Annotated in this window: 23 protein-coding genes; 10 read left to right on the top strand and 13 right to left on the bottom strand. The window is 60.9% G+C overall.

All coding sequences use genetic code 11. The features are described 5' to 3' along the window. Window positions 1-448: 448 nt before the first annotated feature. The 6 genes from tnpC to IQ35_RS05105 form a co-directional block, all read right to left on the bottom strand. The gene (gene tnpC, locus IQ35_RS05130; RefSeq protein ID WP_145072163.1) at window positions 449-2050 is read right to left on the bottom strand and encodes an IS66 family transposase; all 1602 of its coding nucleotides are present in this window, start codon (window positions 2048-2050) and stop codon (window positions 449-451) included. A gap of 40 nt (window positions 2051-2090) precedes the next feature. Then, entirely contained in the window at window positions 2091-2444 is a 354-nt protein-coding gene (gene tnpB / locus IQ35_RS05125; RefSeq protein WP_145072162.1) for an IS66 family insertion sequence element accessory protein TnpB, read from the bottom strand. Next, window positions 2425-2829 (bottom strand): IS66-like element accessory protein TnpA, encoded by a 405-nt coding sequence (gene tnpA / locus IQ35_RS05120; protein ID WP_242003285.1) that lies wholly within the window; start codon window positions 2827-2829, stop codon window positions 2425-2427. Before tnpA ends, tnpB begins: the two co-directional genes overlap by 20 nt. Before the next feature lie 99 nt (window positions 2830-2928). Beyond that, window positions 2929-4677, bottom strand: coding sequence for a bifunctional DNA primase/polymerase (locus IQ35_RS05115; RefSeq protein WP_158636587.1), 1749 nt, complete (start codon window positions 4675-4677; stop codon window positions 2929-2931). Between the two features lie 68 nt (window positions 4678-4745). Beyond that, complete coding sequence (locus IQ35_RS05110) at window positions 4746-4988, bottom strand: helix-turn-helix domain-containing protein (protein WP_145072159.1); 243 nt, start codon at window positions 4986-4988, stop codon at window positions 4746-4748. Between the two features lie 279 nt (window positions 4989-5267). Further along, window positions 5268-6362 carry a tyrosine-type recombinase/integrase gene (locus tag IQ35_RS05105; RefSeq protein ID WP_199739917.1) on the bottom strand — a complete coding sequence of 365 codons (1095 nt, stop codon included), beginning with the start codon at window positions 6360-6362 and terminating at the stop codon, window positions 5268-5270. Window positions 6363-7059: 697 nt separating this feature from the next. Between IQ35_RS05105 and IQ35_RS05100 the strand changes: the two genes are divergently transcribed. Continuing rightward, a complete protein-coding gene (locus tag IQ35_RS05100) occupies window positions 7060-7329 on the top strand; it encodes a FadR/GntR family transcriptional regulator (protein ID WP_145072157.1) in 270 nt (89 codons plus the stop codon). Window positions 7330-7533: 204 nt separating this feature from the next. Further along, the gene (locus IQ35_RS05095; RefSeq protein WP_021246656.1) at window positions 7534-8109 is read left to right on the top strand and encodes an HdeD family acid-resistance protein; all 576 of its coding nucleotides are present in this window, start codon (window positions 7534-7536) and stop codon (window positions 8107-8109) included. A 117-nt stretch (window positions 8110-8226) separates the two neighbouring features. Here the strand turns inward: IQ35_RS05095 and IQ35_RS05090 are convergent, their stop codons facing one another. From IQ35_RS05090 to IQ35_RS05060, 7 genes are all read right to left on the bottom strand, one after another. Continuing rightward, window positions 8227-9744, bottom strand: a complete 1518-nt coding sequence (locus tag IQ35_RS05090) for a class I adenylate-forming enzyme family protein (RefSeq protein WP_145072156.1) — start codon at window positions 9742-9744, stop codon at window positions 8227-8229. Beyond that, window positions 9741-11078, bottom strand: coding sequence for an MFS transporter (locus tag IQ35_RS05085; RefSeq protein WP_145072155.1), 1338 nt, complete (start codon window positions 11076-11078; stop codon window positions 9741-9743). The genes IQ35_RS05090 and IQ35_RS05085 overlap by 4 nt, the downstream gene beginning before the upstream one ends. After that, window positions 11075-11491, bottom strand: a complete 417-nt coding sequence (locus tag IQ35_RS05080) for a nuclear transport factor 2 family protein (RefSeq protein ID WP_158636586.1) — start codon at window positions 11489-11491, stop codon at window positions 11075-11077. The genes IQ35_RS05085 and IQ35_RS05080 overlap by 4 nt, the downstream gene beginning before the upstream one ends. Window positions 11492-11504: 13 nt before the next feature. Beyond that, window positions 11505-12287: an SDR family NAD(P)-dependent oxidoreductase gene (locus IQ35_RS05075; protein ID WP_206751995.1), complete on the bottom strand. Its 783-nt coding sequence runs from the start codon at window positions 12285-12287 to the stop codon at window positions 11505-11507. A 44-nt stretch (window positions 12288-12331) separates the two neighbouring features. Then, the gene (locus IQ35_RS05070) at window positions 12332-14512 is read right to left on the bottom strand and encodes a TonB-dependent receptor (RefSeq protein ID WP_021246661.1); all 2181 of its coding nucleotides are present in this window, start codon (window positions 14510-14512) and stop codon (window positions 12332-12334) included. Window positions 14513-14724: 212 nt separating this feature from the next. After that, on the bottom strand, window positions 14725-15960 hold the full coding sequence (locus IQ35_RS05065) for a Rieske 2Fe-2S domain-containing protein (protein ID WP_158636585.1): 1236 nt from the start codon (window positions 15958-15960) through the stop codon (window positions 14725-14727). Between the two features lie 34 nt (window positions 15961-15994). Then, complete coding sequence (locus IQ35_RS05060; RefSeq protein ID WP_021246663.1) at window positions 15995-16804, bottom strand: SDR family NAD(P)-dependent oxidoreductase; 810 nt, start codon at window positions 16802-16804, stop codon at window positions 15995-15997. A gap of 125 nt (window positions 16805-16929) precedes the next feature. Between IQ35_RS05060 and IQ35_RS05055 the strand changes: the two genes are divergently transcribed. The 8 genes from IQ35_RS05055 to mnhG all read left to right on the top strand — a co-directional run bounded on the left by IQ35_RS05055 (window position 16930) and on the right by mnhG (window position 24922). After that, window positions 16930-17811 carry a helix-turn-helix domain-containing protein gene (locus IQ35_RS05055; RefSeq protein WP_158636584.1) on the top strand — a complete coding sequence of 294 codons (882 nt, stop codon included), beginning with the start codon at window positions 16930-16932 and terminating at the stop codon, window positions 17809-17811. A gap of 286 nt (window positions 17812-18097) precedes the next feature. Then, complete coding sequence (locus IQ35_RS05050; RefSeq protein ID WP_021246665.1) at window positions 18098-18469, top strand: PRC-barrel domain-containing protein; 372 nt, start codon at window positions 18098-18100, stop codon at window positions 18467-18469. Window positions 18470-18933: 464 nt separating this feature from the next. Next, entirely contained in the window at window positions 18934-21867 is a 2934-nt protein-coding gene (locus tag IQ35_RS05045) for a monovalent cation/H+ antiporter subunit A (protein ID WP_145072150.1), read from the top strand. Then, window positions 21867-22208, top strand: a complete 342-nt coding sequence (locus IQ35_RS05040; RefSeq protein WP_145072149.1) for a Na+/H+ antiporter subunit C — start codon at window positions 21867-21869, stop codon at window positions 22206-22208. The genes IQ35_RS05045 and IQ35_RS05040 overlap by 1 nt, the downstream gene beginning before the upstream one ends. Continuing rightward, on the top strand, window positions 22205-23827 hold the full coding sequence (locus IQ35_RS05035) for a monovalent cation/H+ antiporter subunit D (protein ID WP_145072148.1): 1623 nt from the start codon (window positions 22205-22207) through the stop codon (window positions 23825-23827). The genes IQ35_RS05040 and IQ35_RS05035 overlap by 4 nt, the downstream gene beginning before the upstream one ends. Continuing rightward, window positions 23824-24306: a Na+/H+ antiporter subunit E gene (locus IQ35_RS05030; RefSeq protein WP_145072147.1), complete on the top strand. Its 483-nt coding sequence runs from the start codon at window positions 23824-23826 to the stop codon at window positions 24304-24306. Before IQ35_RS05035 ends, IQ35_RS05030 begins: the two co-directional genes overlap by 4 nt. Next, a complete protein-coding gene (locus IQ35_RS05025; protein ID WP_021246670.1) occupies window positions 24303-24584 on the top strand; it encodes a K+/H+ antiporter subunit F in 282 nt (93 codons plus the stop codon). Before IQ35_RS05030 ends, IQ35_RS05025 begins: the two co-directional genes overlap by 4 nt. Then, window positions 24581-24922 carry a monovalent cation/H(+) antiporter subunit G gene (gene mnhG / locus IQ35_RS05020; RefSeq protein WP_184205043.1) on the top strand — a complete coding sequence of 114 codons (342 nt, stop codon included), beginning with the start codon at window positions 24581-24583 and terminating at the stop codon, window positions 24920-24922. Before IQ35_RS05025 ends, mnhG begins: the two co-directional genes overlap by 4 nt. Window positions 24923-25124: the final 202 nt, after the last annotated feature.

Here is a 25124-nt window from a genome sequence, read left to right as displayed (position 1 = left end):
GGATGCCGACCTGTTCCGCGCCCTCGTTCTCCGGCTGAAGCCTGCGCCGACGTAGCCCATGCGGCAGCGCCGCAGAACTCCGAGCCCAGCCCTTCAACCCGAAAAGCCCATCAATCCGAATGCGGTGAAACAAACGCCAGCGATGCCGGTCGTCCGCGCAATACAGCCAGCCGCAGCAAATGCCCAGAGCGGACCCGAAACCGAGCGTCGTGAATAAGAGAGGTTAAGTTGACCAAAGAATGCTGTGTCGTTGCGCCTGGCTTCGGTCACATCAAAGACCGCGAAACGCCTCGCGTCCTTCCCGGCTGGCACTATCCAATCCTCATTGGACGCAAGCATGAGGTGCACAAGGTTGGTAAGCGCGCATTTTGGCGCACGTCTTTGTGAGCCGCGGGGCGTTGCCGTCGGCGGGAACCAGATGGGCTTTGATTGACGCGGGATACCCGGGTCAGCTGGTGTTTGCTGCCCGCGCGTCGTTTCGTGCAACGAAGTTGAACGGCAGCAGATCCTCGATGTCGGTTTCTGGTCCGCGTTGAGGTAGCTCTGTGAGCAGGTGGGTCAGCCAGGCATGAGGGTCGATGCCGCATGCCCTGCATGTCAGCACGAGGCTGTAGATGACGGCGCTTGCCCTAGCACCGGCAACGGTATCGCTGAACAGCCAGTTCTTTCTTCCGGTGACAAAGATTCGGATGTCGCGTTCCAGCAAGTTGTTATCGATCGGCGCACGGCCGTCGCTGGCATAGCGGATCAGATATTCCCATTGGTTGCGGGTGTAGGCGATCGCCTTGCCGGTCAAGCTTTCGGGCAGGACCTGACTGGCCTGCTTGTCCAGCCACCCCTTGAACGCGCTCAACACCGGCACGCTGTGTTCCTGGCGCAGCCGCAGGGTGTAATCGCTGCGCGTTTCACCATCGGGCGGCGATTGGCCTGCCAGCCTCTCGACCTCATACAGGGCCTCAAAGAACTTGAGTGCCTCCACCGATGGACCACTGGCCTTCTTCCTCGCCTTGAGCGCATCGTTAAATTTCCGCCGTGCGTGAGCCATGCATCCTAAATGGGCGGCGCCCTTGAGCGTACGCCAGGCATCATAGCCATCGCTCATCAGCTGGCCGGTGTAACCAGCCAGAAAGGCCTGCGGATATTTCTGGCCGCGACCGGGCTGATAATCGAACAGCACGATCGGTTCCTTGGCTCCCTCGGCGCTGCGATAGCCCCACATGTACGATTGGGCCTGTGCCTTGCGGTCTTTCTCTTTGAGAACCTGGACCCGCGTCTCGTCGCCGTGGATCACGTCCTGGCCCCTGAGCTTTTCCTTCAGGACGTCATATATGCGCTCAAAGTGTTTTTCGCTCGTGCGGATCACCCAGTGACCCATCGTACCGCGACTGACACTCACATTGGCGCGCGCCAGCGCCTCGGTCAGTCGGTACAGCGGCGTGCCGTCAACATATTTGCTGGCAAGAACCAGAGCGAGTGTCGCAGCCGTGGCGACACTGCCCGGCAGGGGTTGGGCCGGCATCGGCGCGGTGACGACCGGCGTATTGATCCCGGTCCTCTCGCAGTGCCGGCAGGCATATTTGAACCGGACGTTCCGCAGCACCGTGGCCTTGGTCTCGATGTGCAGTTGCTCGGTAACATTCTCGCCCATCCGGTGCATCGGCTTGTTGCAGCACGGACAGGATTTCTGGCCTTCGGGAAGGTCATATTCGACGCGCTGACGAGGCAGATCCGCCGACAGCGGCTTACGGCCGCGCTTGTGGGGTTCGGGCCTCTCGCCTTCGGGCAGTCCCGTGTCCGGTACAACCCATGGCTCGGCGTCATCATCCGGCACCTCTTCTTCCGCAGCAGCCTGTTCGGCTTCGTTGAAGATGCGGTCCCTGATCTTCTCGCTGCGCGGGGCGTAACGATGCGCCCGCTCCAGGCGCAACTCCTCCTCAAGCGTGACAACCCGTTGCGCAAGCCTGTCATTCTGGGCCTTGAGCGCCGCGATCTCGGCCGCGTGGGCCAAGATCAATGCTTCCAGTTCCTTCGTTGACGGTGCGCGATTCATCCCGATCTTGAATCGGACTCGGCAAGGCACGTCAAGGGGGTCAGCCCATGCTGCGATAGTGCCGTTCGGGATGGCGTTGTACCGCCGCAAGGTCGATGCCGTCCAGCAGCCAGTGCAGCTGTTCCGTTGTCAGCGTCACTACCGCCTGCTGGCCGCGTGGCCAATAAAAACGATCTGCCTCGAGCCGCTTCAAAACCATCAAAAAACCCGAGCGATCATAAAGTAAAAGCTTCACCCGATTGCGGCGGCGATTGCAAAATGCATAGACCGCCCGCGCCATCGGATTGAGCTCCATCGATTGTTCGACGATGATGGCAAGGCTGTTGATGCCGGCCCGGAAGTCGATCGGCTCCCGGTGCAGATAGACGGATAGATCAGGCGACAGGCGGAACATCGCAACGCCCCAATGCACCGATCATGACCGCGAACAACTGCGGGTCGCATCCCTCGAGCGTCAGCGTCACCCCGTTGGGCATCGACGCCTGCAGTCGCGCCGAGGACAACCGCTCGACAGAATGGGGCGCGATCCCGCCAGCGGGCGACACCATCGGCACCGGCGGGGTTTCCACGCGGACAAATGCCACAGTATCCGGCAACTTTGCCGCAACCGGCTGTCCTCTCATATCCCGCCGCCGCCGCTTCTCGACCCATTTGCGCAACAGGTTTGCGTTCACCCCATGCTGCAACGCCAGGCCGGCCACCGACACGCCCGGTCGAAGACAGGACTCAACCAATCGATCCTTGCCCGCGGGATCGTAGCGCCGCCGGCCGTTGCTCATTACTCTTATTGTCTCAAGACCACAGGGGCCAATCGGTATCGTCACGGGTGTCCACCTCCATGTTGGTGGACACCTCATCCCAGCAGCATACTCCAATGCCTAGGTGCGCAGAAATTCGCGCTTACCAAGGTTGCGGCCCTGGATCACATCCTTGCCCTTTGGCTCGAACGCGATGACCGGCTCGGTGACCAACTGCTTCAGCGTCCCCTCCGCCTCCTTGTTGCCCGGCCACAGCGCCTCATCCGCAAAAACGAACACGGCCGTGCGGAGGTGGGCATTGAAGTTGCCCGCAAGCTGCTTCGGCGAGGATACCGTGATCCCGTGGCGCCCGGCAATTCGCATCAGCGCCCGGCCGAGAGTGCCCTTGCCAGTCCCCTCGTTTCCGCGGAACGCTATGGCAACCTCTGGACGGATGCCGGGCTTCTGCACCATGAATGCCATCCACCGCACGACGAAGTCCGCGTGGTCGGGGTTGCCAGCGCACAGCACCTCTTCGATAAGCTCTCTGCGCATCAGCGACCAATCCCCAATCTTGGGATCTATCGCCCATCCCTGCCAGAGGTTCAGCTTGCGGGTCTCGCGATTGTCGGGGTCGAGAACGATGCCGGGATACTTGCGCATCCTGGGGTGAGCCAGCCATGCGTCGGCTACGCTGACCCGTCGCTTTTGGTCCGGAAGCGTTATCAACTCATTCTCGTGGTAGAAGCGGAACGCCGACCGACTGAGCCGCGTCATGATCGTCCGCGGCGGAATGTATAGGTCATCCACATCCGTCATGTAGATGCTGAAGTCTCCATTCTCCAGCACCGCGCAGAACTTCTCGTTCATACTGTCGACAAAGGAGACTTCGCTATTGCCCCCAGCTTCCGCAATGACCCGGTCCATCGTCTGATCGTCGAGCGCGTCCGAAAAGTCGTCTTCGGCGCTCGGACGCGGAATCAGGTCGCCCCTACCTGCATCATGGAGCGCCTTGTAAAGCGTACCGATCTTGACGCCACCTTCGCAATTCACATTCAGACTGTCCCAACGACGACCAATCCCATAGCCCTGATCCGAGTAGGAGGGGGCCGAAGTAGACCAAGCGATGAATTCATCACGACCCGCGCCCGCCGTTGCGTGATGGCAGGCCATCATCAGCTCCAGCCACTTGCCCTGATCGCGATAGTCTTCGGCATTGAGTCCCGTCAGCATCTCGGCAAGCTGCTCGGCGTCAATCTCACAACCTTCGGCCGCCGAACTCCTCTCTGGCCGCCGAACCAGATTCATCAGCGCCTCTGGCGCGTCTGGCACGCCGTCGGCCACCATGGGTCCGAGATCGTCCCACAGATATGGCCTCCGTGTGTCTGGGTGGATTGACCCAGGCGCGACCACCTGCCGACCATGCGTTTTGAACTCAATGCCGGGGTAGGCATCGACGCTCTCCTTCACGGGGAGATCGTCTGGTCTATGCATATAGACGTGCAGGCCCCCCGACCCTGTCACCACGGTCGGCCAGTCGGCGAAGCTAATTCCCAAGTCTTCCTGAAGCTGGCGCAGCGGGTTGGTACCCGGAGGAAAGTTCCGCGGATCGACGTCCACGACGAGATCGCACGCCCGCAGGCGCACTCCTATGTTGCGCCCCTCCGACATTGCCTGCACGGCCTCGTCGGAGTCGAGCGGCTGTCGGCTGCGCCAGCCCTTGCCAGTCGGAGCCTTGCCGATCTTCCGCCCCTTGGCGTCGAGGGCGTTCCAGGCATTCAGCGGAATGAGTTCGAACCCGGTGCCCTGGAAGGCGTCGAGCTGCTCCGGCTTGAACGAGGGCGCCGTGGGATGCGTGGTAGCGCCATTGTCGTTTCCGAAGCGCCCCATTCCAAGCTCTTCATCATTCTGAACGCCCCCGGAGCCGCTCCCGGGGGCGTTTTCGTTTCCAGACAGACTCATCGGGCCACCTCCCCGCGCACAAAGGCGTCGAGATCGTCCATGTGGTAGCGGACGAGCTTCTGCTGGATGATGTGGTAGTTCGGCCCCTCACCACGCGACCGCCAGGTCTTCATAGTGCCGGGAGTGCAGCTGAGATAGGCTGCGGCGGACTCGCTATCCAGCCAAGGACTGGACGTATTGGTACCGAGAGCGCGGCGAACGGCCCCCGTCACGATGTCTTCGATTATCTCGCGCGTCATGCGCAGACTCCTTAATTGCCCGGTGCGTTGCTGCACCGGGACAGGGGTTGCTTGCATGACCGAACTGTCTGCGTGGCTGTCGCCTGCACGATCAGTTGAGGAGGCGGTTCAGTCGTCGCCAGTGAAGGCCACCCGCTAAGGGATCGGCTCGTCCTCTGTTTCACATCGAATTTCTGTGACCATGAATAACCCAGATCACCTTACGATCGGATCAACACTTCGACCCCCAGGTGAAAATTTTTTCGGGCGGAGCGAACGCCCCGCCCGAAACGCCGCCGGTCAACGGCAGACAAGGTCTTCCAGCGCCTGCGCGTGCTGCCGCAGATGCTCGACAAGGTGCTCGGCATGGACATATCCGCCTGAGGCGCCGGGCAGCTTCTGGCCGAGCAGAAGGGCGGACTCAGCATAAGGAACCCCACCCGCAATGAACAGGGTGCGGGCATGGTGACGATACTCGTGCGGGCTCGGCAGACCATCCTCGCGCGGCTCCTCGATGTGGCCCGATGCGCTCGTTGCTGAAGGCCACAGCCATTCGCTGCCGAGCGGCGCGTCGGCTTCCATCCTCGCCCGCAATCGCTCTGTGAGCCTAATCCCCATCGGGAACAGCATCTGGCCGCCCGTCTTCATGTGGCGAAACTTCAGGATGGAACGTTCAAGGTCAACGTCATCACGGCGCACCTGGAGCAAGGACGACCTGCGTGCGCCCGTCAGCATCATCGCGATGTGCAGGTCGCGGCGGATCGGCGCGAGTCCCTCAACATCCTTCCACCATCCATCGAGGTCCAGTGCAGCGACCTGGCGGCGCTTCGTGGAAGGCACCCGCAACGCCGCAACCGGATTTCCGCTGATGGTTTCGTCCAGCCTCATCGCGGTATTGATGGCCGCGCGGAGGGTCCGCATGACGCTTGCCGCGGTCGTCTCTCCGTGCTTCCGCTTCAGGCTGTCGAACAGGTCACGCACCTCCTGCCGAGAAATGTCGGTCACGGCCCGGTTTCGGAACTTCGAGAGGTACTGGTCGAGGTGGTATAAATAGCCCTCTCTGGTTCGCGGGCTGAATGTCTTTTCCGACAGGTGGGCGTCCAGCGCCTGCTTCAGGGTGATGCCGCTCTCCGCAGGCCCGGCCGTCGGATCGACGCCAGACTGTATCTGGCTCATCAGCGACTTGGCGCGGTTGCGGGCCTCACGCAGCCCGATGCGATCGCACCGGTCGATCTTCACGCGTACAGTCCGAACATGGCGTCCGTTGCGGCGCACGTCGCCCTGCACGGCATAGGTTCTGGTAGAGGCATGGCAGATCACCATCAGCCCCTTCACCTGCTCGTCGCGGTGGATGCCAGATCCAAGGGGAAGATCACGGATGCGGGCTTCCGTCATATTCAATACGGCCATTTAGGTCTCCGAAAAGTACCGGCCTGAGCACCGAAATCACGCTCTCTTTGAGCGGCTCAGGTTTACCTAAATGTCGTGAAAACACTGTCCCGCGGACCATGATTGGCGCTGATTTCCTTAGATTTTCCTCTGATTCCTGAACTTTTAATCAGTAGGTCGCTGGTTCGAACCCAGCAGGGCTCACCATAAAACTTAGATAATTCAATTGGTTAGTAGAAATCCATCAAAAGGCGGTTTTCTTCATTTAGGGTTTTGCGCTACGGATTCGCAGTGATGCGGGGTTGCTCCGCCTCGACGTGGCGGCAGCCTCATCGGCCAACAGGCGTTCGGCGATGGCCCGTTCCTCCGAGACCGCGACGATCATCGCGAAGCCCCAGGCCTTGCAAACACCGTCGCCTGGTCCTTGGCCATAAAACGCTTCGCAAGCGGCCGCTCGACATAAACCATCGCCCTGACGAGGCGGTGCAGCGGCTCGCGGAGCCGATTCATCCACAAAGCGATATTTGCGCTCTTCATGGCGGTAAGCGATTCAAATCTTTGCGTCTCAGGTACGACAGGCTATGAAATACAGCCTTCGGACGACTCCTGCGGGTAAAACCAGTTGTCGAGATTTTGTGGAGCATTTCCGCTGGAGGTAGCCTAAGCTTGTGTGCATCGCAAAACAGGGTCGGCGGCGGGACGCGTGACGAAGCCCACAATCGGCGCGCGGAGAACCGTCGCGGACCAGGTGTCGATCGAACCGCAAAGGATGATCGTCGAAGAGAAAATCGACCCAGGTCAGCCCTTCCCCTCCCAATGCGAGATCGCGGCCAGGTTGGGCGCGAGCCGGGCCTCGGGCCGCGAAGCGATCTCGGCGCTGTCGGCGGCCGGACTGGTGCAGGTCGAGAATGGCCGGGGCGTGTTCGTTCGCGCGCACAACGAACAATCCAGTTCGGAAAGTCCCGAGAACTAGGCCTTCCTCGGGACGTTGGCATTGCGCGATGCCTATCAGATCCGTTCGCTGATCGAGCCGTTCGCCGTGCGTGTCGCGACGCCGATGGTGCACGCGATCATCTCGAACGGCTGAGGCAAAATCTCGCACGGTCTGCGAACATGGCCACGGTCGAGGGATGGTCGAAATCGCATAATTGGTGAACCGAAAAGTAAGGAGGCTATCATGAACGGCACATCCGGGACGCTGAACGCATCCGATCTTCGCGGCGCCATCGCACCGTTACGCGGCAAATGGGGATGGATCGTCGCCCTGGGCGTCGTCTACCTCGTCACGGGAATCATCGCCCTGGGCAGCGTGGTGATGGCGACCGTGGCAAGCGTTTTCGTCGTCGGGGTCATGATGCTGATCGCCGGCGTCGCCGAAGTCGTCAACGCATTCCAGATCAAGTCATGGGGCAAGTTCCTGCTCTGGGCGCTGCTCGGCATGCTCTACATCGTCGCGGGCTTCGCCACATTCCAGAATCCGCTGCTGGCGGCATCCGTGTTCACCCTCATTCTCGGCGCGGCGCTCATCGTCTCGGGCATCATGCGGATCACCCTCGCACTGAGCATGAAATCGCAAACACCCTGGGGCTGGGTGCTGCTCTCCGGCTGCATTACGCTGCTCCTCGGCGTGCTGATCCTGGCGCAGTGGCCTGTCTCGAGCCTGTTCATCCTCGGCACGCTGCTCGCCATCGATCTCATCTTCGCCGGCGCGGGATGGATCGGACTCGGCCTGAGCCTGCGGCGGGCGCACTAGGTCCAGAACAAAAGTAGCAAGGAACAAGCCATGTCATCGAACGGGCGTATGCCTGCGGATGAACTCAAATCTTTACTCGGCCGAATTCCATGCTGACTTCCTGCGGCCCCTGTGGAGCTAGGCCGAATTGACGGCAGGAGCATCGTTCTCAGCGCCCATTTCTAACTCAATGCGATATCGAACGGCTGAAAGATCGATCTTTAAGGAGGTTGTCCGAGGAAGCTCCGGCAGGATGCAAATTCGCGCCGGGACATGATTGGCAGGTAAAAGAGTGCGAACATGTTCGATCAACATGGGCTCAGTTACCGATAAGGCATTGTCGCGCAACATTACCGCCGCCGCAGGGACTTCCCCAAGCCTTCGATCCGCGAGCCCGACCACGCACGCGTCCAGTACAGCCGGATGGACCAGCAGCGCTTCGGCAACCTTCTCCGGCAATATCTTAAATCCGCCACGCAGGATTGCACCATCCCCGCGACCATGATGCCATACAAATCCATCTACATCGATTTCCACGATATCCGTGGTGCGTATCCAATCGGGGCGGATAGCCGGGATCAGCGCTTCGAGATATCCCGCCTTACCCGGCGTCAGCACCGTGTGCGTCTGGACATCCACGACACGAAGCTCGACGCCGGGCAAAGCTTTCCCCACCGCTCCGCGCTTGGCTTGCCGATATTCGCGGTCGAGATCGATCGTCCAGCTAATTACCGTGCCGCAGAATTCGGTAGCGCCATAGGCCCATATCGTTCGTATCCCATAGCGCTCTTCGAACTCATCCTGAAGTTCGGGCGGAAACGGCGAGCCACCGCCATACCAGTAGCGCACACTGCTAAGGTCTTCAGGTGCCACATTTGCGTCCATTAGCATTCGCGGAATCGTCGGCGGCCCCGAAAGCAGCGTCGGACGCAACCGTCGCGCGGCATCGACGAACTCCGGCACATTGAATTTCTCGAGCAGTGCCGAATATCGTGCCACCAAGGGCTGGGCAACAACGCCGCACATTCCGCCAATACCCGTGAACGGCAGGGTCACGATGTCCGCGGATAAGGTCTCGCTGCCGCGTCCATAAGTGATACTCTCGACCGCCCGGATCAGCATGCGATATGGAAATAGAATACGCTTAGGTGTCCCTGTCGTCCCGCTGGACAGAATTTCGATGCCCGGTTCAGGCACGATCCGACGATAGTCGGCCGATATTGTCTCGACAGGTTCTCCGACCAGCTCGACCGCAGACTCGGCGCCCAGGTCGAGCGCGATCGCAACCGTATTGTTACGGCGGGCGGCTGCGGCCACTGGCTCACTCCAGTCCTCTTGGTCGGCGACCACAACCGCGAAACGGGATGCATCGAGATCAGCGGCGATGGCTTGAGCCGATTGCATTGAATAGATGGTCGTAATCGGCCGCCGCATGGCGACCAGGCCTTGGACGACCGCAGCATGAATTGGGCGGTTGCGCAGGATGATGCCGATCGCGGCGTCTTCTGGCACGCCCGCCGCCTCGATCATCGCGATCAGCGCATCGCCGTAGGTGGCGAGTTCGCCAGCCGTAAACACGCGCCCCTTGAACTCCATCACCGGCCGTTCCGGCGTCGCGTGGATAGCCGCACGCAAACATTCGCTGAAATCTGTCATGTTGGGTTCTTCTCCGAGAGCACATATTCGTCCGCCTGCCGAATCGCTTCGCGCGCAAGCGGGAGATCTATTAACAGCAGCACTATCGCCAGCGTGCCGAAGATTGCAAAGGTGAACGCGATGGACAGGCCGACCTTGCCCGGGTCGAGGAAAACGAACTGCGTGAAGGCCGCGATCACGCTTGGTCCGAGTGCTTGGCCGATCAGATTATGAACGAAAAGGTAGAGCGCGGATACCTGGCCACGAAATTCGTTCGGCGTAGTCAGCTGGACATGCGCCGTCATTGCCTGCGAAAATGGCAGCACGAAATGGATTGTGGCATAGGCAAACAGGCTGATGACGAGGTTGTGCGTCAGGCCGAATCCGATCACCGCCATTACAGTCATCACAATGGCACCGACGAGAATCGGCCGCATATGTGCGTCTCCGCGTCCGCGTGCGAGCAAGCGGTCAGACATCCATCCGCTGAACACGAAGCCTGCGATGCCCGTGGTTGCCCCAATGGAGCCGACCAATATTCCGACGTCGCGAATTGCTAGTCCATGCGTCCGGAGAAGATAGGTTGGGAACCACGCTGCCGTACCATAGGCAAGCAGCGTGCACATGCCGACGCTCAGAAAAGTGAATGAAAGATATGCCCGTCGCTTGGATAAATAGCTGCGCAGCATGCGCAGATTGGGACGGTCTACGTTCCGGTGCCGCCGCTTGGGTTCGGGAGTCAGGAAAATCAGTGGGGCGATGAATATACCGGGTAGGCCGGTGATCAGGAAGACAAATTGCCACGACCTCACTTCGCCCAGCAGCGGCACATTGTGGGTTCCACCGCTTACCGCATAGGAGACCGCAACCGCCCCGAGCGCGTAGGCGAAAGCCGAGCCGATCGAAGAACCCGCCGCGAAAATGTTGATCGCCAACGACAATCGATTGCGCGGGAACAGATCGCTCAACATCGAATATGCCGATGGCGAGAGCGAAGCTTCCCCTGCACCGACACCGAACCGCGCGACCGCCAACTGGCCGAAGCTGCGCGCAAGCCCTGCGGCAGCGGCGGATATCGACCAGAATGTCATGCCCAGCCAGATGATCTTACGACGCGAGGACCGGTCCACCAGCCATCCCATCGGCAGTCCGAACAACACGAAGAAGAAGGCGAAGCTCAGCCCCTGCAACAGGCTGATCTGGAAATCGTTGATGGCAAGGTCCGTCTTGATCGGTTCGACCATCAGCGCAAGGATATTACGGTCGATGAACGACACCACGTACATCAGCAGCAGGATTGCCAGCGTCAGCCAAGCCTTGCCGGGCACACGTTCGGTTGCGGCCGCCTTATTCATTCACTGCTCCAGTTCAGGTCGACCTTGCGGTGCGCGATTAGCCAACGTCCGTCGGGCCGCCGTCGGAAACGATCATCATAGCTGCCCACCTGCTCGTTCACGCCGCAGCGGACAAGAAGGAAGTATGAAAAGGCGGTCGCATCGTCGGACGCCACGACGATGATCCGGCTGGTCGATAGGAAATGACGGGCCGGTCGCGCCAGGCGGATGTCCTCCAGTCGCACCGCCTGCCGCTCGCGGTAAAAAGCGAGGATCGCTTCCTTGCCCTGAAACATGCGTGTTCCGATATCGAGCACGCCATCGTCCGCGAACGTGGCGGCGATCCGATCCGCCAACCCCGCATCGCCGCTCAAATTATAGGTGGCGAGCGTGTCCATAATGGACAACCGCGCCACGATTTCGTCCTGGTCCATGTTCGTCCCCGTATCAATGAACCGCTTGTGTCGCTCCGCCGTCCACATGCAAGTTGATTCCGTTGAGAAAATCAGCGCTTGGGCTGGCCAGCATGCAAACCGCATAGGCGATGTCCTGCGGCATCCCCCAGCGGTGGACCGTCTGCCGCAGCGAATTCGCCAACACCCATTGTTCGGCAGCTTTCAGGTCGTCTCCGAACCCGCGATCGCGCGCGGTCGCCGCCAACCATTTGTCGGCGGCGCCCGTTTGGATCAGTCCGGGGGAAACGCTGTTCACGGTTACTCCGCTACCCGCAAGCGCCTTGGAGAGACCCAGCGACAGATTCACCAGTCCGTTCTTCGCCGCCGAATATTCGCCGACGCCACCTGATGGATGCGTCGCAACGACGCTTGCGACGTTGATGATCCGCCCCCAGCGCCGGGTGCGCATCGGCCCGGCCAGCCGATGAATGAGCTCGACTGCAAAGGTGACGTTGCGGGCATAGGTCTCAGTCCACAATGCTGGCGGAATGGCGAACCAGTCCACCGACATGCCCGATCGAACGCGCCCACCGACATTGTTGACCAGAATATCGACCGCGCCTAGCTGGCCGAGCGCCGCGTCGGCGATCCTCGCCGGCGCACCGTCGGCATCGACGTCAGCAACGACCATCGTGGCCGATCCGCCATTCGCCACGACATCTTCGACGATTGCCGTGCAGCGTGCAGCGTCGCGGCCATGGATGCATACCCGCACGCCTTCGGCAGCCAGTGTACGCGCGATCGCCAACCCGATACCGGCGCTGCTGCCGGTCACCAGCGCCTGTTTTCCGCTCAGTCCCAGATCCATAGCGTGTGCGCCTAGAACCGGAAGGTCGCTTCGAGGCCATAGGTTCTCGGCAGTGCCGTGAACGCGCCCGACACGCCGATCTGTGGCGCCAGGTCAACGCCGCCATAGTAATATTGCTCATCGAGCAGGTTACGGCCGAACAAGGCGAGGGATGCACCGCTGCCCATGACGTTGCGCCATTCGAGCCGCGCATTGACAAGCGTGTAACCCGGAATGATCGATGTCGGCGAGATGATGCCGGTGGTTGCGTCGACATTCGTATCCGACAGGTTCGTGTGAGTCTGATGATAGATGTCGGCGCGCGCGACCACGTCGCCCGCATCGCCCGCGAGCGGCAGCGTCCAGGTCACGTCGGCGTTGAGCGAATAGCGGGGGATGCCCGCGACTTCGGAGTTGCTCAGGTCGCCACCGGTGCGCGGATCAATAAATTTGTTATATTTGAAATCGACGTGCGAGAATGCGAAGCTGAAATCCAGATTGCGCACGGGCGTGACGCTCAATTCCATTTCGACACCGTTGATCTTTGCCGATGCGGCGTTGATGATCGTGGTAGCAAAAGCCCCGTTGACAAAGAAGCCAACGTTGCGCTGAATGTCGGTGTAATCCTGCGTATAGGCCGCAATGTTGAAGCGACCGCGTACATCGCCCAGCCGCCACTCAGTCTTCACGCCAAGCTCGAAATCCTCGACCACCTCGGGCCGGAACGGCGCCAGTTCTGCAAGCGTGTTGCCGCCGAAATTATAGCCGCCGGTACGATAACCACGGCGATGGGCAAGATAGATCAGTACGTCCGGGTTGATTTTCCAATCGACGCTCAGCGTGTAGGTGAGCTTGTCGAAATCGGTACTGAGATCGGTCTGGCATGGATTGAGCGGCATACCGTTTGCATCACGCAGCCTGCACACGCCATTGGTCGTGCTCTTGGTCCGCAGGAATCGTTCGTCGTAGGTCTGGCGGGCGCCCGCGGTGACCGAGACGCCGGGCAAGAATGGCAATCTGTAGTTCACCTGCCCGAAGAACGAATAAGACCGGTTGACGATCGGATCGCCGATGTTCGGGCGTGGACTGCCGAGCGAGAGCGACGACATCGAATTGAAACCCTTTTCGCGGAAATAAAATCCGCCAAAGATATAGTTGAGATCGCCGCCGAATGCCTCACCCAGGAATTGCGCCTCGTCGCTGATCTGGCGCGACCGCGACAACTCGTCCGAGCGGAACGCCTCGATCGGCAGGCCGTCATAATCGAAATTCACGTAGGAGTAGACGTAGCGATAGCCGAAGATGTTCTTGAACGTGATGCCGCCAAGATCGACCTGGGTGACGTTGGACAGACCAAAGGTCTTGATATCAGTGAAGTTGACGAGGTTCGACGTCGTGCTGTGAAACGGCAGCGCGTTCTGCGCGGCGAAGATCGCGGGCAATTGCGGATACAAGTTCGCTGCGGGGGTTCCCAGCTTGATACCGATTGCCCGGTAGCCGACGCCATTCTCGTCGGCTTCGAATCCATTCAGTACGAGCCGATTGCTAAACCAGTCGGCAGGCTCCCATTTCAGCGACGCGCGCCAGCTGTTCTTGTGATCGTCATCAAGCAGTTGCCCAGTCGTGTAGTTTCGCGTGTACCCTTCGCGACGGGTCAGCGATCCGGCGAGGCGCAGTTGCAGCGTGTCCGAAATCGGAATGTTGATCGCGCCTTCCAGCCGGCGCATCTCGTAGTTGCCGATGGCGGCGGTGACATAGCCCCCGAACGCGTTGGTCGGTTCGGCCGGCGTTATGATGAGCGCGCCGCCAGTAGTGTTGCGGCCGAACAGCGTACCCTGCGGCCCTTTCAACACCTGCACCGATTGCAGATCGAACAGGGCGGAGTTGAGTCCTTGCGGGCGATTCTGCACCACGTCGGCGAAATAGACCGCCACCGCCGGATCCTTGGTGATATAGGCGTCGAACTGGCGTTGGCCGCGGATGGCGGGGGCCAGCGTGTTCGGGCCCGATGCGGTGGGTTGGATCGTCAGGCCGGGCACCTTCTGCTGGATGTCCTGCACGCGCGTGACGTTGGCGGCAGCCAGGCTGTCGGCCGACAGCGCGGTGATAGCAATCGGGACGTCCTGCAACTTTTCTTCGCGACGCCGCGCCGTGACGATGATTTCCCGGCCGCTGTCGGTGGTTTGCTCAACATCCTGTACGGGATCGGCCACTGATTGAGCATCCTGTGCCGACACAACCTGGCCCCAGAGGATTGTAGCAGCAAAAGCTGCACTCGCCAGTAACCGGTTTCGATACACGCCGATTGACAGTGTCCTCATTTTTCCTCTCCCTTTTTTATTCTTGTGTGTGATTGGGCGCGCGGCATCGGCGCCGACCCGAACGGTCCGACGTGCCCGAATCCCTTAGTTTTTCGTCAAGTTCGCTAGTGCGCGAGCAATTCCCGCCAGCCAGTGCCCGCGCCCGACACCATGTCTATCGGGCGAACAACCGCCAGCTCAGGATCTCGTGGGGCTATGCCCTGCTCATCTCGCTCGAACATAGCGAGTTCATTTAGCAAGCGCCTTCTCGCACGGACCACGGCGACGTCACTCGCGCACAATTGTTCGCGCGTCCGATCGACAATCCGGCCCATGCTCGCCTGCACCACGACGTCCTCCTGCAACAGGCAATCGAGGAAACCGGTGAAGTGCCCGTCCGCCATTGCTGCGCGGTCCTGCCCCCATGCATTCTCGCGATCGCCTTTGAAGCTCGCATAGTGATCAAGGTCGCGCTCATCGGTCCGCAACCCGCGCTCGTTCAATGGTTCGTGAAGCGCATCTTCTTTCCAAAAACCCCAGAACAGCATGTGGTTTTGATTATCCATCGGTACTGAAATGAACATGCTGCCCTCCCGGTCGCTCATGCTTCCCGGGACCAGCGAGATGAACGGCATGACATATTCGGTCACGCGAACATATTGTTGGTCTTCATTCAATCTGCGCAGGGCAGCCGCGCGCAGACCATATGGAGTCTCGGCCACTTCGTAGCGCGGCGGCACGTTGAGGGTATGCCCGATCGTCTCGTTGCGCTTGCTGTCACGCACTTTGGCTATCCAGCTCTGATGCAACGTGCCGACATGGACCGAATCAAGCGTTCCTTCGACCCCCTGGAGCCAGTTGCATGCGGACAGCGTCCGGCTGATCCACACCTGCTCGGGGGCGAGATCGAGGAACGGCAATGGCGGGCGCGGCGGCGGCGCGCCATCGCCCAACCAGACCCATAGCAATCCGCCCCCTTCGAACGTCGGATAGTGATTCAGCTTGACCTTTTGGGCGAACGAAGCTGATCGCTCACCCTCGGAAGGCACCTCGACCGCTCGCCCGGACACATCGAATTTCCAGCTGTGGAAGATGCAGCGCAGCGCGCAGTCCTCGTTTCGCGCAAGCGTCAGCGAGACCCCGCGATGCGGGCAGGCCTCGTCGAACATTCCCACGCGGCCATCGGTCGCCCGGAACGCGACGTAGTTCTTTCCCAAAAGCCGCACGAGTTTCGGCGCGCCGTCTGCGACCAGGCTATCGACGCGCGCGCATGGAATCCAGAAGCGCTCACGCATGTAGCGCCCCATCAGTGCCTCGCCCTCGACTTCGGTCAGCAATTTATTCTGTTCTTCGGTGAGCATCCAAGCCTCCTCTCCGGACTGAACCGGCGTTGATTCAGGTGTTTGAAACCTTTTCCCAGTCGATGTCCTTGTCGGTCGAACTCGAATCATGCGCATCCATCAGGAACTGGCTGGTCCATCCTCCGTCGACGGCAAGAGTCTGCCCGGTCACGAAGCTGGCCAGGTCGGAAGAAAGGAACAGCACGGCCTTCGCGATTTCGTCGACGCTGCCCATGCGCGCCATCGGTACGCGACGCTCAATCGCCGCGATGCGCTCTTCGGTCGCCTTCACACGCTGTGTTTCGATGGTGCCGGGCGCGACTGCATTGACGCGGATTCGCGGGGCTAACTCAGCTCCCATCGATCGCACCAGATGCGCGACACCCGCTTTCGCCGCGCCATAACTGGCATGGCGCGGAGCCGAGGTTAGCCCACTGACCGAACAGATCGCCGTGATCGCGCCGCCGCCATTGCGCACCATCGTACGGGCGACCGATTTCGCGGTCAGAAACACCGATTTCAGGTTAATCGACTGCTCGCGATCCCATTGCTCGCTGGTGATGTCCAGCACGGGACCGAAGCCCGCCATGCCGACCACAGTCACCATAACGCCAATCGGGCCCAACCCGCTTTCGGTTTCAGCGACGGCGCGATCGACCTGCTGCTCATCCGTCACATTGGCGGCAAGCGCGATTGCGCGGCGACCGAGTGCGCTGATCTTCGCGGCCACCGCTTCGGCGAGGGCGATGTCGAGATCGACGACCGCCACGTCGCATCCAGCACGAGCGAGCCGCAAAGCGGTTGCCTCGCCCATGCCGGAGCCCCCACCCCAGACGATTGCAACCTTGTCGATCAATCCGAACATATCCTCCACCGCAATTCTCTCCTCAAAGCTCTGGCTGGCCTAATGGGGCTAGATCGTCCGGAGTGGCTTTGGCAAGCTTGCACCAGAAGCATCACATGGCGGGCCTACGGCTTAACTCTGCAAACATGGCGTTTCTCCGCAAATACGGAGAAACGCCATGTTCGCTTGACTGGGCCAATCCTTCGATGGACTATGCCAGCGAGAGGAATTTGTTGGTGGAACAAGAGCGCTTGCTCGCAACCGATCCGGCTTATGGACATATAGAATGGCCCGGCGTTCGACGTAATTTGTCCCGCACGGCCACGCGCGCGCTCGACGTGCTCGACTTCATGGCCTCTCATAGCCGTGCCTTGCGCGCGATCGAGATCGCCAACGGCCTGAATTTAAGCCCGTCGAGCCTGAACCAACTCCTGAAAAGCATGGCCGATTCAGGCTATATCGTGTTCGACCCACGGTTGAAGGTATATTATCCGTCGCCGCGGCTTTCCCGTCTCGCGTCGTGGCTCGACGGCATTTATTACGGCCAGGACGTTCTTCAGCGCGAGCTGGAAAGGCTCTTCCGGGCGTCAGGCGCGCTGGTCATGATCTCGACCAGGACCGGTTCATTCGTCCAGATCGTGCAATCGCTCGCGCCGGCCGGATGGAGTCATCCCGTCGAAAGCGGCACCAAACTGCTGCTGGTGGAAAGCACGCTGGGCAAGGCGCTGTTGGTCACCGCGACCGAACTTGAGGTCCTTGAACTTTGTCGCGAAATCGGACTGGACGCGGGGCGGCGCACCGCCTTGCTCAGTGAATTGCAGCAAATCCGCGCCACCGGCTATCTCCTGGGGAGTTTTACCGAAGCCAATGCAGTAGCCACCATTGCGATGCCAATGCCGGCGCCACATTGCGGTCTGCCGCTAGTGGTGAGCCTGTCCAACCGCTCCGCTGCCGTGCAGGAACGAAAGAATCTCTATCGCACACTTCTCCATGATTTCGTTCGGGTCCTTGAGGCTGAGCGGGCATGATCGCAAGGGGAAGGTCGCGGCGTTCTGGAGTTCCGCCGCCATGTCGGTGGCGCTCGCGGGGCAGCAGCGCGGATCAGCCCAATTGCCGAGAATGATGCGACCCTTAAGCCGGCGCTTCCCCTCGACAAGGATGACGCGGCTCCGCGCCCATGGATCGGAACCTGGGCTCAGCCCAGCACGTATGCGGTGCAATCCGGCGATCATTGGCCATCATGTCTTCGGCTGACGGATAGATCGGAGCCTGACATCGTTCTCCTGGAACACCCTCGTGCAAAAGGAGCATTTCATGGCTCAGACCGACATCGCCACAGACGAAACCAATCGTCTGATCGCCTCCAATAAGGTCGAAGGAACCACCGTCTATAACGCCCAGGGCGAAAAGCTCGGCTCCATCTACAACTTCATGGTCGATAAGCGCTCAGGCAAGGTCGAGTATGCCGTCCTTCAATTCGGCGGCCTGTTCGGACTTGGCAGCGATTATTATCCGCTCCCATGGGACGTCCTCACATATGAGACCGAACAGGGCGGCTATGTCGTCAACCTCGACAAGACCGTGCTCGAAAAGGCGCCTCGCTATGCGAGCGACGCCGAACCGGCGTTCGATCGCGACTATGGCCGCGAAGTCTATGGATATTATGGCGTCAATTATCCGTTCTGATCGCGCGTGGCCGGAGTAACGCCCCGGCCACAAGCCTTCATATGCGCCGATCGCCCGATCCACAATCAGACGTTGGCCAAGATCGCTTGACGACCGTCCCGCGCTCCGCTCTTCTTGAGGGCGGCGCGGTATTCGATGGGTTGATCGGCAGCACGGCGAAACGGCTGTCGGGACGCTGGAAGGCGACCTTCTCATCGTCCCCGCATGGTATCTGACAAGTAGACCGGATTCCCATCTGAGACTCACCGGCACTCCCTCCCTGCTCATCGCTTTACCCGCTTGATGCACGTCGCATGGTCGCGACGGCAGGCGGCCGTGCATAGGGTGCAATTTTTGCCTGAACACCTGCCGTCACGAGGCAAACAAACATGCACAAAGCCTTGCCTCGGGGGCCATATTCCAACCATAAAGGCTGAAACTGCTCATGAGGCCGCCGCGCGCCCATTAAGGACATTTTACGCTGCATGACCGATGCGAGATTAGCATTCTTCATTCTCGCGCTCCCCTTCCTGGGTAGTCTGGTCGCTGCATTCCTGCCGGCCCGCGCGCGAAACTGGGCCTCTGCCCTTGCCGGTTTGGTGGCGCTGATCGCATTGGTATTGCTGATCAGCTTTTATTCCGTCGTGTCGAGCGGAAACACCGTTCTTCATGCCGTGCCCTGGCTGCCATCGCTTGGTCTGGACCTTACCTTGCGGATCGACGGCTTCTCGTGGCTCTTCGCTCTCCTGATCCTCGGGATCGGCGCGCTCGTCGTGCTTTACGCGCGTTATTACATGTCGCCCGAAGATCCGGTCCCGCGCTTCTTTTCGTTCCTCCTGGCGTTTATGGGATCGATGCTGGGCATCGTATTGTCGGGTAATCTCCTCCAAATCGTCTTTTTCTGGGAGATGACCAGTCTCTTTTCCTTCCTGCTGATCGGCTACTGGCACCACAATCAGAGCGCGCGCGACGGCGCGCGCATGGCGCTGATCATGACCGCGACAGGCGGCGTATGCCTGCTGGTCGGCTTCCTGCTGCTCGGTCGGATAGTCGGCAGCTACGACGTGGACACAGTCCTGTCGAAGGGTGAGCTGATCCGCGACCATGATCTCTATCTGCCAACCCTGATCCTGATCCTGATCGGCGCCTTCACCAAAAGCGCGCAGTTCCCCTTCCACTTCTGGCTACCCCACGCCATGTCAGCGCCCACGCCAGTGTCCGCCTATCTCCATTCGGCGACGATGGTAAAAGCCGGTATCTACGTGCTGATCCTGCTTTGGCCGGTCCTTGCCGGAACCGAAAGCTGGTATCTGATCGTCGCGACTACCGGTCTCGCCACCCTGCTGCTGGGGGCGTGGGCGGCGATCTTCCAGCACGATCTGAAAGGCCTTCTGGCTTACTCGACGATCAGTCATCTGGGGCTTATCACCCTGCTGTTGGGATTGGGCAGCCCACTGGCGGCGGTGGCCGCGATCTTTCACACCGTGAACCATGCGACCTTCAAGGCCTCGCTGTTCATGGCCGCGGGCATCATCGATCACGAGACCGGGACCCGCGATCTTCGCAAGCTGAGCGGACTTGCCCATTTCATGCCGATCACGGCAACGCTGGCGATGGTCGCCGCCGCGGCGATGGCCGGCGTTCCGCTGCTCAATGGCTTCTTATCGAAGGAGATGTTCCTCGCCGAAGCGTTGGAGGCACATAGCGGCACGCTACTCGACCGCGGGCTGCCTGTGTTCGCGACGCTGGCGAGCATGTTCAGCGTGTTCTATTCGCTGCGCTTCATTCATCAGACTTTCTTCGGACCGCCGCCGACGGGCCTGCCCCATACTCCTCGCGAGGCGCCGCACTGGATGCGCTTGCCGATTGAGATCCTCGTTCTCCTCTGCGTCCTGGTCGGCACCATCCCGGCGCTCACCATCGGCCCCTTGCTCGACATGGCCGTGCGATCCGTGCTTGGCGACAGGACTCCCGCCTACAGCCTCGCGGTCTGGCACGGCTTCACCCTGCCCCTGCTGATGAGCACCATCGCGCTTGTGGGCGGCGTAATCCTGTACCGGCTTTTTGGCGGTCGTCTCAATGCGGTGGCCCACTCGCCCATTATCGGCCGGTTGAAGGGCAGGCGGACGTTCGAGGCGGTGCTGGCCGCACTCATCGATGGAGCGCGCGCCGCCTATCGGCTCGTGAGCACGACCCGGCAGCAGGTTCAGCTGCGCCTCCTGATCGTCACTGCGCTCGCCGCCGGGAGCCTGCCCTTTCTCTCGCTCGGCTACAGCCTTGGCGCGCTTGACCAGACCCTTCTCGACCCGGTCTTCGCCGTGCTGTGGCTGCTCGGCGCCGCCGCGGCGATCGGTGCGGCCACGCAGGCGAAGTTCCACCGCCTTGCCGCGCTCGCCATGGTGGGCGTTGCCGGTCTTGCGACCTGCATCAGCTTCGTCTGGCTGTCGGCCCCCGATCTTGGCCTCACACAATTGCTCGTGGAAATCGTTACCCTCGTCCTGCTGCTGCTTGGACTTCGCTGGCTGCCGCAGCGTCTGCCGGATATCTGGCGCGACGGGCATATTCCTTTCCAGGTCGGCTTTCGGCGCGGCGGCGACCTGTTGCTGGCTGTTCTGGGCGGCGCCGGCGCGGCGGCAATCGCTTATGCGGTCATGACCCGTCCCCCACCGAACGGCATCTCACGTTTTTTCATGGAGCAAGCCTATCGCGGCGGCGGCGGCACCAATGTCGTGAATGTCATTCTCGTCGATTTCCGCGGTTTCGATACGCTAGGCGAGATCACCGTGCTGTCGATCGTCGCATTGACAGTGTTCACGCTGCTCAGGCGCTTCCGCCCGGCCGCCGAGAGCATAGAGATACCCGACCAGCAGAAAGTGCAGAATGCCTTTGATGACGACCGCGAGGGCAACGCCTTCGGCGACACCGCCAGACATTACCTGCTCATCCCGCGGATTATCATGGAATGGCTGTTTCCCGTGATCCTGACGTGCGCGCTCTATCTTCTCGTGCGCGGCCACGATCTTCCCGGGGGTGGTTTCGCCGGCGGTATTACCGCCTCGATCGCGATCATCCTGCTTTATATGGCGGGCGGCACCCGTTCAGTGGAGGCGCGGCTCCATATCCAGCCGGTCCGCTGGATCAGCGCCGGGCTGCTTTGCGCCGCCGCGACCGGGGCTGCTGCCTGGTTCTTCGGCTATCCTTTTCTCTCGAGCCATTTCCGCTATCTGGATCTGCCGATTATCGGCCAGGTGCCCATAGCCAGCGCCCTGCTGTTCGACATCGGGGTCTTCGCCGTGGTGGTGGGCACGACCGTTCTCATTCTGATCGCCCTCGCCCACCAGTCGATCCGCACGCCAGCGACACGACGATTGGCAAAGAGCGATCCGGCGGACGGAGACGGCCAGGAGAGGATCGACTGATGGAGGCCGTGCTCTCGCTCGCCATCGGCATTCTAACGACGTCCGGCCTCTGGTTGCTGTTCCGCCCCCGTACCTTCCAGGTCGTCCTGGGTCTTTCGCTCCTGTCCTACGCCGTCAATCTGTTCATTGTCGCGGCGGGACGGATGCGCACCGACGCACCGCCGATCATAGGCAAGGAGGCCGTCGATCCCGCCCTCTACGCCGACCCTGTCCCCCAGGCCCTCGTTCTGACCGCCATCGTCATCTCCTTCGCGACCACGGCGCTCCTCCTGGTCGTGCTGCTCGCCTCGCGCGGTCTCACCGGCACCGACCACGTCGACGGCGAGGAGGAGGATCAATGAACGGCTGGATGCAGCATTTGATCGTTGCGCCGATAGTCCTGCCAATGATCGTCAGCGCCCTGATGCTGTCCTTCAATGAGCGGCGCCGATCGCTGAAACGGGTGCTCAGCCTGGCAACTACGGCCGCCCTGATCGTCATTGCCGTGCTGCTCCTGTGGCAGGCTGACGGGCGCTTCGACATGGGTGCCGCCGATCCTTCCCGGACCTATCCGCTTGGCAACTGGCCGGCCCCTTTCGGTATCGTGCTCGTTGCGGATCGACTTGCAGCACTGATGCTCCTCGTCACCAGCGTGCTCGGCTTCACTGCGCTGTTCTATGCGTTGGCGCGCTGGGACCGCTCGGGACCCCGGTTCCACGTATTGTTCCTGCTGCTGCTCGCGGGCGTCAACGGTGCATTTCTGACGGGTGACATCTTCAACCTTTTCGTCTTCTTCGAAGTGCTGCTGGCGGCTTCCTATGGCCTGATCCTCCATGGTTCCGGGGCGGAGAGAACCAAGGCCAGCCTACATTATATCACCATCAACATTGCGACCTCATTGCTGTTCCTGATCGGCGTGGCGTTGATCTATGCGGTGACCGGCACGCTCAACATGGCCGACCTTGCGACGCGCATCCCGACAGTTCCAGCCGGTGATCTGATGCTCCTGGAAGCAGGCGCCGCGATTCTGGGTGTCGCCTTTCTGGTAAAGTCCGGTATTTGGCCATTGAGCTTCTGGCTGCCCCGCACTTATGCGGCCGCGGCGCCTCCGGTCGCGGCGATATTCGCCATCATGACCAAAGTCGGCATATACATCGTCCTGCGCCTGTCTTCGCTGCTTTTCGGCGATGCCGCCGGCGGTGCGGCAGGGTTCGCCGACGAATGGCTTATCTGGGCAGGCTTCGCGACGATGCTGTTCGGAACGCTGGGTATCCTTGCGACCCGCACGCTCACACGCGTCGCAGGCCATTATGTGCTGGTCTCGTCGGGAACGCTGCTCGCGGCGATCGGTATCGGCGGTCAGGCGCTCACGGCAGCGCTGCTTTTCTATCTCGTCAGTTCGACGCTGGCTGTCGGCGCACTCTACCTGATCATCGAACCGGTCGAACGCAACACGGATGAGGAGGATATCATCGCCGGCATCGCCGAGCCTGTGTTCGATGATGAATATACCGGTGCGGTGGTCGGGGAGGAAAGCGAAATCGGTGTCGTCATTCCCGGTACGATTGCGATTCTTGGCGGTGGGTTCATCTTCTGCACACTGCTCCTGGCCGGACTCCCGCCGCTGTCAGGCTTCATCGCCAAGTTGGCCATCATCGACGCTCTGTTCAATGATGCCGTCATCTCGCCGACCGCCTGGATCCTGATTGCCCTCATCATCCTCTCCGGTCTTGCCACGCTCATCTCGCTCACGCGCGCGGGCATCGACCTCTTGTGGACTCCCGCCGAGGATTCGCCAGCCCGGCTGAGCGTGATCGAAGTCGCGCCGATCGGCGTCCTGCTTGCCGCCTGCCTTGCGCTGATGATAGGCGCCGGACCCCTGTTCCGCTACATGGAAGCGACGGCCGCCGCCCTCGCCGATCGATCGGGCTATATCGATATCGTCCGTCGCGCTCCCAGCGCCGGAGAGACCGTGCCATGAAGCGCATTGTCCCCTTTCCGCTGCTTGCCGTCGCGCTTTTCGGTATGTGGGTATTGTTGACGGGCTTCTCGCCTGGTCATGTGCTGCTGGGCACCGTGATAGCGGTCCTGCTCTCACGCGTCATGCTGCCGCTTGCGCCTGAACAACCCCGCATCCGCTTCGGCACCGCCATGTTGAAGCTGCCCGTCACCGTGTTCGCGGACATCGTACGATCGAATATCGCGGTCGCCAGGATCATCCTCTTTCGACCACCCGAGCGAAAATCGGGATTCGTGCGGCTCCCGATCGAGCTCGACAGTCCCTACGCGCTCGCCATGCTTGCGATCATCATCACCGCCACGCCGGGCACCTTGTGGCTGCAGCACGACGCACATAACAAGATCATACTCATCCATGTGTTGGATCTGGTCGACGAGGCGGAGTGGATTGATCTTATCAAGAACCGTTATGAGAAGCTGTTGATGGAAATCTTCGAATGAGCATGCTTATCCTGGCGCTCGCCATCACCATGGCTCAGATCATCCTGGGCCTCGCCATGGGTTGCGCCGCCTTTCGGGTGTTGCGAGGCCCCCGCGCGCAGGACCGGGTGCTGGGACTGGACGCGCTCTACTTGGCGGGGATGCTCTTGCTCCTGACCTACGGGATACAGACTGGTCGCACGCTGTTCTTCGAAGCCGCTCTCGTCATCGCGCTGCTGGGCTTCGCGGGAACGGTGGCTCTCGCCAAGTTTCTCATGCGCGGAGAGGTGATCGAATGATCCAGGCGCCCGATCTTCCGCTCTGGGCCACTCTCATCGTCGGCGTCTTCGTGCTGCTGGGCGCGCTGATCACCCTTATCGGAACCATTGGTCTGATCAGGCTGGGCAGCTTCTACGAACGTGTCCATCCCCCGACATTGGGTCCGACGCTGGGCACGCTTTGCATCCTGGTCGCGTCGATAACCTGCTTTTCAGTGCTTCAATCCCGGCCCGTCGTGCACGAGATACTGATCGCTATATTCGTGACACTGACGACGCCAGTCACGCTCATGCTTCTTGCGCGCGCAGCGCTGTATCGGGATCGCCGGGCAGGAACAGGCGACGTTCCGAAGGATTAGGGTCGGTCCGTTTTTGATCGGCGCGAGGGGCCTTGCCTGCATGGCTCAGGCTTTCCGAAACACCGCATCACGATCGGCAGAACAGCCTCCCGGATCGCAGAGTCGCGGTAAGCGAGGTCTGACGGCCGCCTTGCGCATTCAGGGTCCGACGGGTTGATTGCCGCTCTTTGAGCGGGGTGGCCGGTGTCGGACGGGATCGAGG

The organism is Sphingobium wenxiniae (assembly GCF_007830065.1).
Classification (GTDB): domain Bacteria; phylum Pseudomonadota; class Alphaproteobacteria; order Sphingomonadales; family Sphingomonadaceae; genus Sphingobium; species Sphingobium wenxiniae.
Note: the sequence above shows the minus strand (reverse complement) of the source record. Positions and strands in the feature narration are given on the sequence as shown.

Coding starts and splice junctions, on each gene's coding strand:
- tnpC (WP_145072163.1), bottom strand. CDS start 2,050: ATGAATCGCGCACCGTCAACGAAGGAACTGGAAGCATTGATCTTGGCC.
- tnpB (WP_145072162.1), bottom strand. CDS start 2,444: ATGTTCCGCCTGTCGCCTGATCTATCCGTCTATCTGCACCGGGAGCCG.
- tnpA (WP_242003285.1), bottom strand. CDS start 2,829: ATGAGCAACGGCCGGCGGCGCTACGATCCCGCGGGCAAGGATCGATTG.
- IQ35_RS05115 (WP_158636587.1), bottom strand. CDS start 4,677: ATGGGGCGCTTCGGAAACGACAATGGCGCTACCACGCATCCCACGGCG.
- IQ35_RS05110 (WP_145072159.1), bottom strand. CDS start 4,988: ATGACGCGCGAGATAATCGAAGACATCGTGACGGGGGCCGTTCGCCGC.
- IQ35_RS05105 (WP_199739917.1), bottom strand. CDS start 6,362: ATGACGGAAGCCCGCATCCGTGATCTTCCCCTTGGATCTGGCATCCAC.
- IQ35_RS05095 (WP_021246656.1), top strand. CDS start 7,534: ATGAACGGCACATCCGGGACGCTGAACGCATCCGATCTTCGCGGCGCC.
- IQ35_RS05090 (WP_145072156.1), bottom strand. CDS start 9,744: ATGACAGATTTCAGCGAATGTTTGCGTGCGGCTATCCACGCGACGCCG.
- IQ35_RS05085 (WP_145072155.1), bottom strand. CDS start 11,078: ATGAATAAGGCGGCCGCAACCGAACGTGTGCCCGGCAAGGCTTGGCTG.
- IQ35_RS05080 (WP_158636586.1), bottom strand. CDS start 11,491: ATGGACCAGGACGAAATCGTGGCGCGGTTGTCCATTATGGACACGCTC.
- IQ35_RS05065 (WP_158636585.1), bottom strand. CDS start 15,960: ATGCTCACCGAAGAACAGAATAAATTGCTGACCGAAGTCGAGGGCGAG.
- IQ35_RS05060 (WP_021246663.1), bottom strand. CDS start 16,804: ATGTTCGGATTGATCGACAAGGTTGCAATCGTCTGGGGTGGGGGCTCC.
- IQ35_RS05055 (WP_158636584.1), top strand. CDS start 16,930: ATGGCGTTTCTCCGCAAATACGGAGAAACGCCATGTTCGCTTGACTGG.
- IQ35_RS05050 (WP_021246665.1), top strand. CDS start 18,098: ATGGCTCAGACCGACATCGCCACAGACGAAACCAATCGTCTGATCGCC.
- IQ35_RS05045 (WP_145072150.1), top strand. CDS start 18,934: ATGACCGATGCGAGATTAGCATTCTTCATTCTCGCGCTCCCCTTCCTG.
- IQ35_RS05040 (WP_145072149.1), top strand. CDS start 21,867: ATGGAGGCCGTGCTCTCGCTCGCCATCGGCATTCTAACGACGTCCGGC.
- IQ35_RS05035 (WP_145072148.1), top strand. CDS start 22,205: ATGAACGGCTGGATGCAGCATTTGATCGTTGCGCCGATAGTCCTGCCA.
- IQ35_RS05030 (WP_145072147.1), top strand. CDS start 23,824: ATGAAGCGCATTGTCCCCTTTCCGCTGCTTGCCGTCGCGCTTTTCGGT.
- IQ35_RS05025 (WP_021246670.1), top strand. CDS start 24,303: ATGAGCATGCTTATCCTGGCGCTCGCCATCACCATGGCTCAGATCATC.
- mnhG (WP_184205043.1), top strand. CDS start 24,581: ATGATCCAGGCGCCCGATCTTCCGCTCTGGGCCACTCTCATCGTCGGC.